This window comes from Caproiciproducens puteiluti (assembly GCF_052442865.1).
GTDB lineage: Bacteria > Bacillota > Clostridia > Oscillospirales > Acutalibacteraceae > Caproiciproducens.
Genome location: NZ_CP194790.1, coordinates 1,802,276 through 1,818,695 on the forward strand (window position 1 = coordinate 1,802,276; position 16,420 = coordinate 1,818,695).

Annotated in this window: 20 protein-coding genes and 1 tRNA gene; 16 read left to right on the forward strand and 5 right to left on the reverse strand. The window is 45.7% G+C overall.

Annotated features, from left to right (window positions below; all coding sequences use genetic code 11):
* Positions 1 to 6 precede the first annotated feature (6 nt).
* From ACRQU7_RS08685 to ACRQU7_RS08710, 6 genes are all read left to right on the forward strand, one after another.
* On the forward strand, positions 7 to 276 hold the full coding sequence (locus ACRQU7_RS08685; RefSeq protein ID WP_444645249.1) for a DUF4315 family protein: 270 nt from the start codon (positions 7 to 9) through the stop codon (positions 274 to 276).
* A complete protein-coding gene (locus ACRQU7_RS08690; protein WP_444645251.1) occupies positions 273 to 1,034 on the forward strand; it encodes a DUF4366 domain-containing protein in 762 nt (253 codons plus the stop codon). The genes ACRQU7_RS08685 and ACRQU7_RS08690 overlap by 4 nt, the downstream gene beginning before the upstream one ends.
* 202 nt (positions 1,035 to 1,236) lie before the next feature.
* On the forward strand, positions 1,237 to 1,608 hold the full coding sequence (locus ACRQU7_RS08695; protein ID WP_444645253.1) for a cysteine-rich VLP protein: 372 nt from the start codon (positions 1,237 to 1,239) through the stop codon (positions 1,606 to 1,608).
* 125 nt (positions 1,609 to 1,733) lie between these two features.
* Positions 1,734 to 2,528, forward strand: coding sequence for a defense against restriction DarA-related protein (locus ACRQU7_RS08700; RefSeq protein WP_444645255.1), 795 nt, complete (start codon positions 1,734 to 1,736; stop codon positions 2,526 to 2,528).
* Positions 2,529 to 2,578: 50 nt separating this feature from the next.
* Positions 2,579 to 2,767: a DUF4316 domain-containing protein gene (locus tag ACRQU7_RS08705; RefSeq protein WP_444645257.1), complete on the forward strand. Its 189-nt coding sequence runs from the start codon at positions 2,579 to 2,581 to the stop codon at positions 2,765 to 2,767.
* A 2-nt stretch (positions 2,768 to 2,769) separates the two neighbouring features.
* A complete protein-coding gene (locus tag ACRQU7_RS08710) occupies positions 2,770 to 3,111 on the forward strand; it encodes a plasmid mobilization protein (RefSeq protein ID WP_444645557.1) in 342 nt (113 codons plus the stop codon).
* 156 nt (positions 3,112 to 3,267) lie between these two features.
* Here the strand turns inward: ACRQU7_RS08710 and ACRQU7_RS08715 are convergent, their stop codons facing one another.
* The 4 genes from ACRQU7_RS08715 to ACRQU7_RS08730 form a co-directional block, all read right to left on the reverse strand.
* Positions 3,268 to 4,107, reverse strand: a complete 840-nt coding sequence (locus ACRQU7_RS08715; protein WP_444645259.1) for a hypothetical protein — start codon at positions 4,105 to 4,107, stop codon at positions 3,268 to 3,270.
* A gap of 131 nt (positions 4,108 to 4,238) precedes the next feature.
* Positions 4,239 to 6,473, reverse strand: coding sequence for a sensor histidine kinase (locus ACRQU7_RS08720; RefSeq protein ID WP_444645261.1), 2,235 nt, complete (start codon positions 6,471 to 6,473; stop codon positions 4,239 to 4,241).
* Positions 6,451 to 7,656, reverse strand: a complete 1,206-nt coding sequence (locus ACRQU7_RS08725) for a DNA cytosine methyltransferase (RefSeq protein ID WP_444645263.1) — start codon at positions 7,654 to 7,656, stop codon at positions 6,451 to 6,453. The genes ACRQU7_RS08720 and ACRQU7_RS08725 overlap by 23 nt, the downstream gene beginning before the upstream one ends.
* Positions 7,657 to 7,730: 74 nt before the next feature.
* Positions 7,731 to 8,048 (reverse strand): hypothetical protein, encoded by a 318-nt coding sequence (locus ACRQU7_RS08730; protein ID WP_444645265.1) that lies wholly within the window; start codon positions 8,046 to 8,048, stop codon positions 7,731 to 7,733.
* A gap of 184 nt (positions 8,049 to 8,232) precedes the next feature.
* Here ACRQU7_RS08730 and ACRQU7_RS08735 point away from each other — a divergent pair, with 184 nt between their 5' ends.
* The 10 genes from ACRQU7_RS08735 (at position 8,233) to ACRQU7_RS08780 (ending at position 16,277) form a co-directional block, all read left to right on the forward strand.
* A complete protein-coding gene (locus ACRQU7_RS08735; RefSeq protein ID WP_412368054.1) occupies positions 8,233 to 8,523 on the forward strand; it encodes a CD1845 family protein in 291 nt (96 codons plus the stop codon).
* Between the two features lie 67 nt (positions 8,524 to 8,590).
* The gene (locus tag ACRQU7_RS08740) at positions 8,591 to 10,006 is read left to right on the forward strand and encodes a relaxase/mobilization nuclease domain-containing protein (RefSeq protein WP_444645268.1); all 1,416 of its coding nucleotides are present in this window, start codon (positions 8,591 to 8,593) and stop codon (positions 10,004 to 10,006) included.
* A gap of 337 nt (positions 10,007 to 10,343) precedes the next feature.
* Complete coding sequence (locus ACRQU7_RS08745) at positions 10,344 to 10,916, forward strand: TetR/AcrR family transcriptional regulator (RefSeq protein ID WP_444645270.1); 573 nt, start codon at positions 10,344 to 10,346, stop codon at positions 10,914 to 10,916.
* Positions 10,909 to 11,580, forward strand: a complete 672-nt coding sequence (locus ACRQU7_RS08750) for a class I SAM-dependent methyltransferase (RefSeq protein ID WP_444645272.1) — start codon at positions 10,909 to 10,911, stop codon at positions 11,578 to 11,580. Before ACRQU7_RS08745 ends, ACRQU7_RS08750 begins: the two co-directional genes overlap by 8 nt.
* Complete coding sequence (locus ACRQU7_RS08755) at positions 11,577 to 12,080, forward strand: AAA family ATPase (protein ID WP_444645274.1); 504 nt, start codon at positions 11,577 to 11,579, stop codon at positions 12,078 to 12,080. Before ACRQU7_RS08750 ends, ACRQU7_RS08755 begins: the two co-directional genes overlap by 4 nt.
* 574 nt (positions 12,081 to 12,654) lie before the next feature.
* Positions 12,655 to 13,071 (forward strand): RNA polymerase sigma factor, encoded by a 417-nt coding sequence (locus tag ACRQU7_RS08760; RefSeq protein WP_444645276.1) that lies wholly within the window; start codon positions 12,655 to 12,657, stop codon positions 13,069 to 13,071.
* Between the two features lie 150 nt (positions 13,072 to 13,221).
* Positions 13,222 to 13,464: a helix-turn-helix domain-containing protein gene (locus tag ACRQU7_RS08765; protein WP_415534138.1), complete on the forward strand. Its 243-nt coding sequence runs from the start codon at positions 13,222 to 13,224 to the stop codon at positions 13,462 to 13,464.
* A 542-nt stretch (positions 13,465 to 14,006) separates the two neighbouring features.
* The gene (locus ACRQU7_RS08770) at positions 14,007 to 14,201 is read left to right on the forward strand and encodes a hypothetical protein (protein ID WP_444645278.1); all 195 of its coding nucleotides are present in this window, start codon (positions 14,007 to 14,009) and stop codon (positions 14,199 to 14,201) included.
* Positions 14,202 to 14,334: 133 nt separating this feature from the next.
* Positions 14,335 to 14,526 (forward strand): hypothetical protein, encoded by a 192-nt coding sequence (locus ACRQU7_RS08775; protein ID WP_444645280.1) that lies wholly within the window; start codon positions 14,335 to 14,337, stop codon positions 14,524 to 14,526.
* Between the two features lie 41 nt (positions 14,527 to 14,567).
* Positions 14,568 to 16,277: a recombinase family protein gene (locus tag ACRQU7_RS08780; RefSeq protein WP_444645282.1), complete on the forward strand. Its 1,710-nt coding sequence runs from the start codon at positions 14,568 to 14,570 to the stop codon at positions 16,275 to 16,277.
* Between the two features lie 50 nt (positions 16,278 to 16,327).
* On the opposite strand, the gene ACRQU7_RS08785 is transcribed toward ACRQU7_RS08780, so the two are convergent.
* Positions 16,328 to 16,403, reverse strand: a tRNA-Pro gene (locus ACRQU7_RS08785).
* Between the last annotated feature and the right edge of the window lie 17 nt (positions 16,404 to 16,420).

Here is a 16,420-nt window from a genome sequence, read left to right on the forward strand (position 1 = left end):
ATTTTTATGAACGTAAAAATCGAGCGTGTCAACAAGGACATCGACAAAACCAAGGAAAAAATCAACGAGTTTCAGGCTCGGCTTCGGGATTTGGAAAAACAGAAAACCGAGCTTGAAAACATCGAAATTGTGGATGCCGTGCGCGGTACGGACATTTCGCTGAACGACCTCCCGGCTGTCTTAAAGGCGCTCCGTGAGCAGAACGGGACGCTTTTCACTTCGGGCCAAGTTGGCCCGAAGTCTAGCAATACCGAAAAGGGGGAAAACAAAGAATGAAGAAATTTCACAAGCTGGTGGCGCTCTGCGCCGCCCTCGCGCTGATGTGCTCGTTTACCACCGTGGCCTATGCGGCGTCGGTAACGAATGAACCGGCAGGATCGACGTCATTATCAAGCTCGTCGGCGGCTTCCGATTCTTCCGTCGCATTGACGGATTCGTCTTTAACGTCCGGTACTTCCAGCGCGTCCACCGTCTTTACGCCCGCCGGAACTGGCACAGTTGTCAACACTGCCACCGACAAAGACGGCAAGGAGTTTTACACAATCACAACCCCGGATAAAAACGTGTTTTACCTTGTCATTGACCGGGAACGCGACGGCGACAACGTGTATTTTCTCAACGCCGTAACGGAAAAAGACCTGCTGGCGCTGGCTGAAAAATCCGGCGGTTCTTCCGGCACGACCGCAAGCGGAAACACGACTGCCGCAGGCACACCCTCCGGTTCTGCGCAAACGACGGCCTCCGGCACCGCGTCGCAGGCCGGGACGGAAACCCCTGCGAAATCTTCCTCCGCGCCGCAGAGCAACAATATGGGAACGCTCCTGCTTGTACTGGCGGTCGTGGTGATCGGCGGCGGGGCCGGGTACTATTTCAAGATTTACCGCCCGAAGCATCAGCGGGCCGAGAGCGAGGACGATTTTGATTATACCGACGAAAACGGCTCCGATGATGCGGAGAATTTGGAATCCGACGAGCTGCCTGAGAGCGAAAACGAGGACAGTGACGGCGAAAGCGATGGGGGCGGTGAAGCATGAACTTCACCGACAGCCCGTTTGAACGGATGATGAAGCAAGTCCCCCGGCCCTGCCGGGGGACTGTCCGTAAACCGCCGATTGGCTCCCCCTGCCGAAAGTGTGAGTATTGGACAGGCGCGCCCTGCGTCGGCATCTGTTACCGGAGATTACTTCTTGCGCGGAAGGAGGCGACTTCGGGCCAAGGTGGCTCGAAGTGAAGCCTATGGAGACTGTATCCCGCGAACTGACCCGCGATGAACGTGTGGGAATCCGCAGGCTGGCGACGGGCATGTGCGCCAACTACGACCCGGAGTACGGCTGTCTGCCGCTGGAATGCTCCTGTTACATGCTCGGCAAATGCTGGACGGGTGCGTATTGCCGGTATTTTCAAGATGCGGTGCTCCCGCTGGAACCGAAATTGGAGGCTACGTTGACGGGCCGCGAGGCTCCCGCGCTCCATATTTGCGCCGCCTGCGGCAAGCCTTTTATCCCGGAGGGAAAACAGATGTACTGTTCGCCGGTCTGTCAGAAGGAGGGCAACCGCCGCAGGAGTAAGGAAAGGATGCGGAAAATGCGGCGTGATCCGGGGAAATAGCGTTACGATTTGCCCCGAAAAAAGCCTGTATTTCTGCGGCTTCCCCGGAGCCGTTTAAAGGGGGCGCGGTATCATTTCATTGCCGCGCCCCTCAAATCGTAACATTTTCGGAATGGAGGAAAAATATGAGCGATAACCCATCAGACGAAAAAGTACACGGCTATGCGATCAGGCAGTCAATCGTCTTTGAAAACGACCGGGGCTTTGCCCTTGCCGAAAATCCTAACGCGCCGCAGCCCTTTGTCACATGGCAGTTTACCGAAAACGAGGGCGGCAGGCGCGAGTTTTATTGGGGCCATTATACCCAAAGCGCCGATTCGGCGGCAAAGGATTTTGAAACCCGCGCTGCCGAATACCAAAAGGACTACGGCGTTTCCGAAAAATCAGCGCGCTCCGCGCCGGATGTCTACAAATATTACTCCACACAGCGGCCCGTGGACATCGGCACGTTTCCCAAAACAGAGAACGGCCCCGCCGAGATCGTTAATTTTGATCAGCGTGAAAGCGTGGAAAACGGCAAGTTTCAGGCGTGGGGCTATCTTCTGTACCGTGCGCCCCTGACAGAAAAGCAGATGGCCGATTACGAGCTTCGGGCCGCTCCGGGCAACCCCGACCGGTTCCGGCTTACCACGGAGCAGTTGGAGCAGCAGGCACAGGTTGTCGGCAAATGGGAACAGGCGAAGCACATTCCCGACGTCAAGCGGTTGACATGGTGGTATCCCGACTTCGGTGTATTTGTAAAAAACGAGCTTATTTCCGACGCGGATCTTTCCAAGCGCTATGAAAAAGTGATGGAGAGCAAGACCCGCTCCACGCGGAAAATCCCGATTGCCGAACGGCTGAAAGAGGGCGCAGATCAGGCGGTTAAGGACAACGCCGCCCGCCCAACGCCCGCGAAAAATACGGAAAAAGACAGATAATCAGACTTCGGGCCAACTTGGCCCGAAGTGATGCGAAGGAGGATTTTTCTATGGACGACAAAGACAATTACCTGAAAAACGCGGAGCTTTCCACCGAACAGAATTATGACATGATTGACGGCATCCCGAACAACACGGCATTGCCGTTTCCCCCGTCCATTCCCGTGCCGGAGGAAAAACCGCTGGACAGGGTGAAGAAACCGCCCCGGCGCAGGCGGAGCCGGGAACTGGAACGGTGAATATCCATGAGCGCAAGCGTAATATTCATCTGCACGTTATGGTGACGCAGGACGAGTTCGACACCATCCATCAGCGCATGGCCGAAGCCGGGATAGCCAACACGGGGGCCTATATCCGAAAAATGGCTCTGAACGGATACGTCCTGAATGTCGATCTCGCGCCCGTTCGGGAGCTTGTTTCCCTGCAACGCAGATGCGCGAACAATCTGAATCAGGTTGCCATTCACGCGAATACCTACGGCGTGTACCTGTCCGAAATTGCGGTGTTGCAAAAAGATTACGCAGAATTGTGGAACCGGGTATCCGATGTGCTCAAACAGCTTGCGGCGGTGGTAGAGTTATAACGACGGCGGGGAGCGGCGGCAAATCTGCCTCCGCTCCCCGCTTTTTCTTTATGTCAGCGACTTCGGGCCAACTTGGCCCGAAGTCTAAAAGTATTTTATACAATATTATAAGAGACAAAATATTGTGTTATTGTATAAACTCACACTATTGCCAAATCACGCTTGCGAAACATTAAAAAATATAGCTTTGAACCAATCTCCATACTTTATCAAAGAAGAACGTAACAGTGAACAAAACTCTTCATTACAACGGTAATCAATACCATTCACTTTTCCTATATATACTGGAGACTCAGCATTTAACTGTTTCACATGAGCTAGTTTGTTGCGAAACTTCAAAATATCATCATCATACTTGGAGACGAATTTTATCTTCTCGTTGTCAAATATTTCAGGAAAATCATCATGACAACTATTAACAGCAGTGGATATAAAGCTGTTACTTTTTATATTTAAGATATGATTAATGAGTTTAGCTTTCATCATTGAGGTAAAATCATTTTCTGAAATAACATCTGAAATGGACCAATCACCGTCATTTTGATATTTTGTCGCAAATGCTATAGTGTCATCTGATTTATTCTTTAATAGATGATTTGCAATATACTCTTTTAAAGACAGAACTTCCTCTTTTGTCATATGAGGTTGGACGGCATTTACGATTTCACACATTTGAGTGTCAAATTCACTTGTCTCATCCATGACAATACCACGAATGTTAATAACATTCTCGGAACGTCGAATAGACTTATCAATTAGCTGTTTGATTTTTGGCACAAATATTTTGTGGTTACGGTCAGTAATAAAAACTCCTTCCAGACCATATTCTTTCATTATCGCACTTAATACTTGTACACCTTCAGCAGAATAAAACAAAACGTCATTTACATAATTTCCTTCTCTTATCGCACGAATAATATCGTAACCACAACTATGTTCTGATAACCTTAAATCAACTACTAAAATTTCATAAGTATTTAAATCATATGCTGCCAAATCGAAATCTGAAGATCCCCAAACCCTTCTAATTTGACATCTTAAATTCTTACTGTTTACATATCGTTCCGTCCTCCTGCTTAAGGTGTCAAAAGATTCATCTGTGTCTTCAAACCATAAAATCTTATAGTTTAAGTCCATGATTTTAGGTAAAGTAGTATTTCAAATCCATTTTTATAATCTGGATTATATTCTACTTTTCCTCCTATCTTTTCAATATATTTCTCAACAGTATTCAGCCCAATACCTGTTCCTTCTGTAGTAGTGTAACCAGCCTCAAATATCCTTGATGAGTTAGTTGAATTCTTTAAACCATATCCATCATCTTGACAATGGATAACAATACCTTCCGCATATTCATCAAAAGAAAGTATAATTTTACTTGCATTTGCTTTCAGCGAATTACTGATTATATTATCCAAAACTATGCTAAATTCCAATGGATTGAATTTTACGTTTCCAACAATATCACGAGTATTATCATCTACCATCACATGAAGCGGTGGTGAAGATGTATTAAGATAATCATCTATAAACTTAACAATGTCATCATGTGAATTATCCGATCCAGCTGAGTAGTTCGTTCGCATAACAAGGTTATAACTGTTCATTATTTTTTCACAAATCTGGCTAATGCTGCTTAGATATGGAAGCAATGAGCTAATATCTACTTTTTCGTCTTTAGCAACTTCATACATTTCCGATATTACCGAATCAATGGTGTCAGCATATCCTTTCATAATATGCATTGCATCGATTGCGTCTTGCGCAGTAAGATTAGCACGAGCGGTCAGTAGGCCGACTTGCTTTTTCGTAGTAGATAATTCCGCTTCTGATTTTTCAAATCTCTCCTGCGTAATTTCAGTTTCGTAAGAAGCTTCCCTCGCACGCCTTTCAAGGTTTTGTGTATGTCGCGCAACTTCTTCGGCCTTTTTAATTATATCGTCATCGTTAGAGTTAATAGCCAATTTTCTTAATTCTCTGGCTGCTTTGGATGCATCAGATTGATAGTCGGAGATTATCTGAGGTAAATTATGATTAACATCAATTGATATGTATGATTCTTCTTTTGAACGTGTTTTGATTTTTTTAATAATGTTTGGAATATCATTAAATGCTTCATTATTTCTAGCCGCATCTAAAAAATTGTCTGAAACTCCCCACTGGGCAATTTGAACTACATATTTTTCTAATGGCTTGAGGGCATATTCCAAAAAAAAGGTTTTCAGTTCAGTTAAACTATAAGAACTAATAAAGCCGTTATTTCTGCTGGATGTTTCTACTAAATTATTATTTTCTCCAGTGATTTCGATTTGTCCAATCAATTCGCGCGTTCCAAAAAAGCGTTTATAGCCCTGCTGTTTTCTCTGATCTATATCGAAAAAATCTCGTCCTGGTTCGCCATATGGATATACTCTAAATCCATTCTTATAGACAAAAATCGAACCATAGTTTTTAGCTTCAACACCCATTATACGGGTAAAATTAGTTTTTGCTGCTTGATTCAAAAAGAATAGTGTACATGAGATATTGCACAAAGAAAACTCATTTTTTTCAATGGTTTTAAATAAGTATGTTCCTCTATCATTTAGCTCAGTAGTAACTTTTTTGCCATCTGCTGATATGTTTATAGCAATTTTGGTTGTTTTCTTATTGATAATATCAAAAATGTTATTATCAATTTTTCCATTTACTTTATTCCGATCTTCCTTTTCGTTTGCATCGCGCTCATCTTCTTTTGGAACCCGCAGTAAAATTTCAAAAGGATCATAATCGTTTGTTGCGGAAGGATTCACCAATTGCGTTAGTGCCTTTTTCAAAGCAAGAAGATCAGATCGTGTCCAGTTCTCCCTTAACCTTGAAATAGTTATACATGTGCCTTTAGTTTTAATTTTACTAGTATCTACACTGTATCTGACGTCTATATCAGCAAAATCATCCAACGAATTTCGTTCAAAATCGCTCCAGTTAATATATATTTTATGCCCAATATTTTCTGTTAAAACTTTCGAAATTAACGTGACGTCTTCGCCTAACCTATCACATGAGAAACGACCAACGCCTTTTGCACCGGCGACTGAACGCTTAATTTTATCGCGGTACGAAGGATTCCGTTTTTCGGAATATGCGACGAATAGCCATTTGCTAATAATATCTTCTTTGCTCATGCCATTTCCATCGTCGAGAATAGTGATCGAAGAATCTGGAGCATCTAAAGCATCAAATCTAATTGTAACCTGATGTGCACCGGCATCATATGAGTTCTTGACCAATTCAAAAATAGCGATATATTTATCATTGATTAGTTCTCGCCCAATGATGTTCTTCAAACCTGAACTAACCTTAAAGTGCAGTAGTTCCTCCATCTTCTATCATCTCCTTCAGCACAATCCCTACTTGTTCCGCAAAAATAGGGGGAACAGCATTCGCCACCTGTGTATATCTAGGAACATCGGTTCCTCTTCGATCACCGCCAGTAGTATACTTACCCTTAAATATGTACCAATCGGGAAAGCTCTGAACTCGTGCTAATTCTCTGACTGTGGGTATACGTGGCTCACAATAATGAACAAAATCATCTGGTATAGAAGTAACCGTAGTGCAAACGCTATTAGCTTTCAAGACAGTAACGCCGCGCTTTTTCAACCCTTGAAATGTTTTAGGAGTATATCTTTTGGACTCATCAGAATCTGCGATTAATTTATTGAATAAATCTTCTGTTTCTTTTTTATGTTTTACAAAGCGATGGCTGTTTGGAACATTTCCATTTGTACCGTCTCTCATAAGTCGTTGGTAAGAAGATGTAATTTGTCCATAGACACCTGATCTGAAACCTTTATAATCTGGACAAGGGACTGTGCCGTTTGATTTTAACAAATCTCCGATTGCATCACTAACACATACTGTTTGTGGCAATCCTTTACTTTCAAGAAAGCTGTTTCGTCTTGCTTCTAAGATCTCGAAGAACTTTAAGGTATCAATCTTACGACTTGCAATCAAAATAAAGCGTTTACGCTTCTGCGGAACGCCATACTCAGATACATCTATCAGTTTGCTGCATACTTGGTATTTTTCACGTTTTAACGCAGTTATAATTTTTTCCGAATAAGCTTTATCTTTGTTTCCACTATCATCAGTAAAGGCAACAGTGAAGCCATGAACATTTTCAAATATCAATGTGTCAGGCTTTACCAGCCGAATAAACTTTAAATATGCCTTAAATAATTTATTACGCACATCATCAGATTTTCGTTTACCAGCCATTGAAAATCCTTGACATGGTGGACCACCAACCACCAAAGGTACGTTGCCCTGAAGTTTTTCAAGTTCATTTTTATACTTTTTAAGAAGGACGTAAATATCAATATTGGTCTGAGATAACCACTCAGGCCATGCATAGTGTCCCTTTTTATCAATCAGATTAGCTTTCAACGTCGAGAACGCATCTTGATTTTTCTCAATGGCAAACAGCCCATGCCAACCTGCATTATATAGACCTAAAGATAAACCGCCACAACCAGCGAAGAGGTCAATATAATTCAATGGCATCAAGATACACCTCCACTATTTTAATAATCAGATTATTATAGCATAAAAGGCGCAAATATTCAATCAGCCATTTCCTATATATTTCCACTCCGGATAGCAACGAACCTAGGATACTGATAGCCATTTGTCATAGTAAGAATTGCTACATCTGGCTCGTGTTCAATTAACAAGCAGTGCCAAATGTTTCCAGATACTTTTAAAGTGTCAATATATGGATATAGAAAGTTATATCCTTTCATAAAGTTCTTACAGAATTCATCATATTTTGTTTTGTCTAAACTGATACGGGCAATGATCGTATATGGATATACCATACCTTTTTGCATGTTTGTTAGTTTCTCTAACTCGCTAAAATTGATTACGTCTTTAAAAAACATAGCTTCATTTTTCATTGGTGCACCCCCATAACAATATTATTGGCACCAAACAATTTTTATACACAGTTAAAAACACTTGCTTTTTGCAAGAAAAAACACCTAATGATGTGACAAGATCGGTGTGGCCTCGACAACATTGTTGCCCCCCTTCATGGATGGTAAAATATAGGTATAGAAACCATTGAAAGGGGCTGTATTCATGAAAATCCTGTTCAAGTTGATCGCCGTGCCGTTCATGCTGGCGCTGACCGTTACCGTACCCGTGCTGACCTTTTTATTCTGCTATGCTGTGACGTTTCTGGAGATCGTTTCGGGAATTGGGGCGCTGATCGGCGTGATCATGTTGTTCACTGTGGGAAAGTTCGACGGCTGCGTGATTCTGGCGCTCTCGTTCCTCATTTCCCCTCTCGGCATCCCCGCCATAGCGGAATGGCTGATCGACAGGTTAAACGGTCTGAACTATCTGCTCCGGGACTATATTATGGGCTGAAATATTTCGGGACAACTTCGGGCCAAGTTGGCCCGAAGTTGTTTTTTTACGGGAAAGGAGGGGGCGTATGGCAACCACGCGCCTGATCGCGCGTCATATCAGCAAGGGGGAAACCATCGCGCAATCCCTTACTGACAGCTTTGATTACGGGCAGAACCCAAAGAAAACGCGGGACGGCGAACTGATTTCCGCCTACAGGTGCGACCCGAAAACCGCCGACGCGGAATTTCTGTTGAGCAAGGCGCAGTACAAGGCAATTACGGGCCGGGAACAAAAAAAGGATGCGGACATTCTCTGTTATCAGATTCGGCAGGCATTCCTTCCCGGCGAGATCACGCCGGAGGAAGCCAACCGGATAGGCTATGAAACGGCCATGCGCTGGACGAAGGGCAATCACGCCTTTTTCGTTACCACACATATCGACCGGCACCATATTCACAACCACATTTACTACAACTCCACAAGCCTTGACTGCACCCGGAAATTTCGGGATTTCATCGGTTCCGCCCGGGCCGTGCGTCGGCTCTCCGACCGGATTTGTCTTGAAAACGGCTTGTCCTACATTGCCCATCCGAAGCTGCACAGCAAGGGGAAATTCAAGCACTACGGCGAATGGCGGGGCGATACCCTCCCGCCGACATTTCAGGAACGGCTGAAAGCGCAGATCGACGCCTGCCTTGCCGAAAAGCCGCCAAATATGGACGCCTTTTTGCAGGCTATGGCGAAAGCCGGCTACGAGGTAAAGCGCGGGCGCGGCGGCACAATCAGTTTCCGGGCCGAGGGGCAGGAGCGGTTTACGCGCCTGCGTTCCTCGACGCTCGGAAAAGGGTACGGGCCGGAGGATATACAGGCGGTGATCGAGGGCCGGCCCGCTCCATCTGGTGGGCGTACCGAAAGCACCCGCAAGGTAAGCCTGATCATAGATATTCAGTCCCGAATGAAAAACGGAAAAGGCCCCGCCTATGAGCGATGGGCCAAAATCTTCAATCTGAAACAGATGGCCGCGACGCTCCAATATTTGCAGGAAAACGGCTTGCTGGAATACGGGCAGTTAGAAAAACGGGCGACGGAGGCCGCAGACCGCTTTCACGTTCTTTCCGAACAAATCAAGTCTATCGAAGGCGCTATGAGCACCAACGCGGAGCTAAAGGGCGCGGTGATGGACTACGCGAAAACCCGGCCCGTGTTAAGCGGCTACAAGTCTGCGAAATACAGCAAAAAATATCTTGCGGAGCATGAGGCCGAGATTGCGCTTTACCGGGCGGCGCAGGAAACATTTCGGCGCGTCCTGTCCGGGGCGAAGCTCCCGAAGATGGACGCGCTCAAAGCTGAATCTCAAAAGCTGGCGGAGGAAAAACGGGCCGCATACAGGGAGTACCGCGCGGTACGAAAGGACATGCAGGAGGTTGTCACAGCGAAGGAGAATATCGACCGTCTGTTTGGACTGACGGACGCGCAGAAAAATAAGGAACAGGAGCGATAGCGACAGTGACGCAACAACAGACGCGGAGCGCCGACTTCGGGCCAACTTGGCCCGAAGTCGCAGGGTTTGGGGCGGCTTGCCCCAACAAGCAGTTTTATGGTTTGACCGCAAGGGAAAATCCATAAAATATGCAACTGTGGCCACAGTTGCCCTGCTTGCCGTTTTGTGAAGCAGCCAAAGAATGCTACTTTTCAATAAAGGTGCTTGAACCATGTTATTAAGATTTATGAGTCAACACCTTGACATTATATACATATTTGATATAATGGTAACAGATGTTGTGCAACTTATGTTACCTATCATCTAAAACGATTCCACACAAAAAGGAGATTTTGAAATGCCCCCAAAGCCAACGACCAATAAAGAGGCTATATTAAACGCCGCTATTTCTATAGTACGAAAAGAGGGTATGGAGAGTGTGAATGCCCGAAGCATAGCTTCAGCATTAAACTGCTCGACTAAGCCTTTATTTCGAATTTACGAAAATATGGATGCTCTGAAACAAGATGTTATCATTCAACTCAATATATATTATAACACATTTATGGAAGCGCGAATGAGCGACGATAATCGCCTGCTATCTCAAGGAATCGCTTATATTGAGTTTGCGAGGCAAGAAAAAAATATATTCAACATTCTTTTTATGAATAAAACCTGTGCAGGGAAAAGCATTGAAGAAATACTTGATGCTGATTGGAACCAACGCTCCATTACGAATGCCAAGAAAATAACTGGTCTTAGTTTGGAAAACGCACGAAGTCTATTTAGAGATGTATGGCTTTATTCACATGGAATCGCAACCCAAATTGTCTCAGACGACATAAATTTACCACACGAAGAAGTAATTAGCCTTATGAAAAATGCTTTCCGTCGATTTTCTTTAGTAATGGAGGATGTAAACCATGAATGAAAGTCCAGAAAAGATGGACGATTTCTTCAACACCCGTGCAAGTATATACGATGTTCAGCAAATCAAAAATATTGATGGCGGAGACAAATGCTATCAAGAAATTGCCCGATATATTCCTTCAAATGCGAAAGCATTGTTGGATTTGGGATGTGGAACTGGTTTGGAATTAGAATCTATTTTCAAAAAGTTATCCACCGTTGAAGTGACATGCGTTGATCTGGCAAATAAAATGTTGGAAAAATTGGCCCAAAAGTATTCAGGACATTCTATTAATCTAATCAATGATAACTACCTTACTGCTGATTTGGGAGTGCAAAAATATGACGTCGCGATATCAATCATGTCATTCCACCATCTTATTCATCCCGTAAAATTGAAACTATACAGCAATATTTTTCAATGTCTCAAACCCAACGGCATTTTTGTTGAATGTGATTACATGATTGGTTCTAACGACAGTGATTTGGAAGAACATTATTTGGGAGAAAGGGAAAAACTCCAATCGCAGTATAATCTCACAGAGGGCCTTTATCACTATGACATACCGTTTACAATTAAACACGAAATATTATTATTGAGAGAAGCAGGTTTTCAATCTGTTAAACAAGTATGGGGAATTGAAAATAATATTATGATTTCAGCTACGAAGCAGGAGAAAAAATGAAGAATCTAATTTTTATCAATGGTACTATGGGTGTCGGAAAAACATCAACTTGTAAAGAACTTCTCAATTTACTGCAACCAGGTGTGTTTTTGGATGGAGATTGGTGTTGGTACATGAATCCCTTCCAAGTTACAGATGAAACAAAACATATGGTAGAAAACAATATTTGTTTTTTGCTAAATAGTTTTCTTTCCTGTTCAGAATATGAAAATGTAATATTCTGTTGGGTCATGCACCAAGAACCCATAATAGATAAGCTGTTAAAAAATTTGAATTTGGAGGATGTTAAGGTACAAAAAATCACATTATCCATTTCAAAAGAGGCACTTACGCAAAGGTTGAAAAACGCTATTGAAAGGGGAGAAAGAACATCCGATGCATTGCAAGGAAGTTTAGATAGACTTCCGCTATATAGCAAGATGAACACAATACATATTGACGTAAGTGATATTTCACCAGTCCAAGCTGCCCAAAAAATAATAGAATCAATTGATAATTAGGGGTATTACATAAATTAAGGTATATAATCTGCCGTCTGCGGCAACAAAAAAAACCGCAGTTTTGGCAGATCATTGGGTATGCAAAAATTGCATATTTAGAAACCAAGCAGCGGTTTTGAAATGAAATTCAAGGCCGCTGCTTCTTTTTGAAAAAACAGTTTGCAGAGGGCGTGATAACTGCGCTCGTTTTTACCATCGATATAGCGGCGGCTTTGGGACAGGAGGTCTTTATGTACCCGAATTCGCTGTTTCTCGTATGGGAGGAACCGTTACCCCACCGTAACGGTTTGGTTTAGCTGACAGCCTAATCTTTTACAACTTCAAAAAAGTTTCAAAAATAATCGCGGGCGAATACTGCGCTCATTTTCAATCCAACACCTTGCGGGGGCCTCCCCGTACAGGTGCTTTTTTATTCCTTTTCGCGGTGTCGCGGGACAAACCTCCCCACTTCGGGCCAAGTTGGCCCGAAGTCCGTGCCGGGCCTGCGCGACATGTTTGCCCCCGCTGCCGTTCCCCGCCGACCTCCGTTCATCAGCCGTTAACCCACGACCGAATTGAATGGAGGTAAACATAAATGGACAAGTCCCTTATCGCGATCACATATAAAACCGCCAATGGAAACCGGATTTGTGTTGAGGTTTCAACCCCGGTCAAAGAACTGTTGGAGCAGTCCGACCGGCAAATCCGTTCCCAAAGGCGGCAAGACAGGCGACATCTTGATTACGTGGATTTCATAGGCGGTTTGAGCGACGCGGCTATGAACCATCCACAGGCGGACGCCGCCGATCTCGTAATGAAAATGGAAAGCTACCGGCAGCTTTACGCGGCTATCGGCAAACTTCCCGAAGTACAGCGCCGGAGGCTGCTTTTGCATTTTGTCGATAACCTGACATACCGGCAGATTGCCAAGCTGGAAAAAGTTGATTTCAGAACGGTAGGCCGTTCCGTCGTGCGCGCGCTCGTTCAACTGCAAAAATATCTCACCGAATAACCGGCATTTCCGGGCGGCCCCGCCATTGGACGGGGCCGTTTCCTTTTCAGAATCAGTTTAACAGAAAAGCAGATTACACGCAAGTGCGTATACGTTGCTGCGTGTAAATTGTTATGCTTGTTTTGAGATTACGGAAAAGACGGTGAGGGAATGAAGATCAAAGACGCGATTGCGGAACGCTTCCGGCAATTATGCGCGGAGCGCGGCATATCCTATACGCAACTTGCGCGGCTGGCTGGCGTCACGCCCTCGACCGTATACAGCATGTTGCAGCCGGAGCGCCGGGATGTGAGCGCGGTCACGGTCAAGAAGCTGTGCGACGGATTGGATTTGTGTATCATAGACTTTTACGATTGCGATTTATTCCGAAATCTTTCTCCGGAGATTGAATAGCTTGCCGAAATAAAAAGGTGTCCCGCAGTTCAAAAAAGCTGCGGGATATTTTTTTGCAAAATTGCCGGAAGGGGGAGGCCACAAAACGCCTTTTTCCGTCCTAATAAGTAGAGGATACTTTTTCCTCGTTTGTACTTTGAAAGCTGAATAAAAAGATACCCGGATACGAAGGGTACGTGTGCCGAGTGACAGGCCCGCCATGACCTCCATTGCCAGAGGATGGAGAGAGCGACAAGGCTCATGCCGCAGGCGGGGCGGGACTTGGCCCCGCCGGATAAAGCACACAAACCCGGATACTTGCGTTCAGTCACAGTCCGAGCGTGAAGCGGCCATATTAGGCCGTGAGCCGTCGCAGGCAATGAGGACGCCTCGCCATCAGAATGGGGAGAGGTGAAATCCCTATGGGGCGGAAAAGCCGCCGCCCGTCCGGGTTATCTGTTCGCGTTACATGTCAGGAACACCGCGCAGGGCCTTTCTGTCTTGCGACAGCCTGAAATTTCCCGGCGCGGTCTGTTCCCTCTGTTGATGAACGGAGTTTTATCATGGATAAACAGTTAACGGCATTGCTTGATCAGCAATGGAGCAACAATGCCTGCCGTGGCTATATCATTTGGGCTATGGAGAACTGCGGATTCAGCCCCGATGATATTCAGCGCGTGCTTTCGGAGCTTCATTACGTTTTCGATATGAAGTCTATCGAAGAAGCCGACCGGCATTATTGCGACAGTCCCTATTGACTTCGGGCCAACTTGGCCCAAAGTGTGGAGCAAGATTAGAGGGCAGCACCATGCCGGTGCCGCCCTTTGGTGTTTCCCCACGGGACACGGGGAGGCTAAAAAAAAATTTACATAGTTCAGGGAAGGAGACAATATGCCGGAAGCAACAGAAGCGGAGCGATACACATATCAGGTCAATAAAATCAACTTTGTTGTGACGCCGGTATATAAAGACCGGGGCGAAACAATCGCGGCGATCCTGTTAAAGCTCATGGAAGCCGATACGGAACGGGTTTATGCGGCGGCGACATCCTTAACACGGGCGGGCGGAAGCGGTATACTATAAGTGTAAATACTGCTTGTTTGACTGCCGGAAAGGAGGCTGTCTTGAAACAGTCAAACAATAAAAAGCACAATATGGATACCGCCGCTCTGTACTGCCGTTTGAGCCGCGACGATAATCTTGATTGCGAATCCAACAGCATTACGAACCAGAAAGCCATTCTGAAAAAAGTGGCAAAGGAAAAAGGTTACGAGGATATTCAGTTTTTCGTTGACGACGGGATAAGTGGAACAACCCTCGACCGTCCCGGTTTTCAGCAGATGATAAAAGCGATTGAAGCGGGCTATATCTCGGCTGTCCTTGTAAAAGACCTTTCCCGCCTCGGACGCGATTATCTGAAAGTCGGCTATTATACCGAAGAATTCTTTCCCGCCCACGATGTAAGGCTGATTGCCGTTTCGGACGGTGTGGACAGCGACGAGGGTGACAATGAATTTACTCCGTTTCGCAATATCATGAACGAGTGGTACGCGAAGGATATTTCCAAAAAGCGCCGCATCGTCAATAAGCTCAAAGGAAATTCCGGGGTTCCTCTTTCGCCCCCGCCCTATGGGTATAAGAAAGACCCGGACAACGCCAAACGCTGGATTGTGGACGAGGAAGCAGCCGTCGTCGTTCGCCGCATCTATCAGATGGCGCTTGACGGATACGGCCTTTCCGAAATCACCGCCGCGCTGGCGCGGGATGAAATTCTCAATCCCATGTCCTATTGGCAAAGCAAGGGAATCAATCGCGGCGGGACAAAAAGCTCTGTTTTGCCCACGCAATGGGGGCATACCACGATCAGAAAAATTCTGACCATGCAGGAGTATTGCGGCGATGTGATCAACTTCAAAACTTATTCCAAGTCGTACAAGATGAAAAAGCGCATCGCCAACGACGAGGAAAACCGCGTCGTATTTTCCAACGTCAACGAAGCCGTCATCGACCGGAAAACGTGGGAGAAGGTTCAGAGCTTACGTCGTGGCACACGCCGGAAAAAGCCGACGGTCAGCGGAGAACGGAGCATCTTCTCTGGTTTGCTGAAATGCCCTGAATGCGGCGGCAATCTCAACTATCACTTCAATCAGGGAAACCACGACATCAAATTTTTTAGCTGCTGCAACCATAACACCGGATACCGAAAATGCACCTCCACCCATTACATCCGGCTGGATTTTTTGGAACAGGTGGTTTTGCAGGAAATACGCCGTCTCACACAGTTTGCCGACGAGTATGAAGATGATTTTGTGAAAGCGATTATCGGACATTCGGCAAAGACGGCGGCATGTGAACGGTCGCTGCGGCAAAGGGAGCTTGACGGTCTGCTGGCACGGGATAAGGAACTGGACACGCTTTTTGAACGGTTATACGAGGATAACGTATCCGGGAAGATCAACGATGAGCGGTTTGCCAAAATGTCCAAGAAGTACGAACAGGAGCAGGGCGAGAACGCCGCCAAAGCCAAGGCTCTCAAATCGGAGCTGCGAAAAACGGGCGGGCAGCTCATGACCGCTGACAACTTTTTGGAAACCATACGCCGGTATACCGATGCACAGGAACTTTCACAGCGGATGGTGACAGAGTTGATTGACCATATCGACGTATATCACGCCGAGAAGGTCGGTGGGCAAACTGTTCAGTGCATCACCATTTTTTATAACTGCATCGGAGCCTTTACCGTGCCGGAGCGCGAGAGTATCCCGGAAGCGGATGTCCGCTTAAAAACGAGAAAAGGAGTAGCACTAAGCTACTCCCAGGCAAAAGCCGGATAAAAAACGGAGTGTCCTTAAAGGATACTCAGATCCTATAAGGACACTCGACATGGTCCGAGTGGCGAGACTTGAACTCACGGCCTCTTGACCCCCAGTCAAGCGCGCTACCAACTGCGCCACACCCGGAAACAACGTTAATTAGT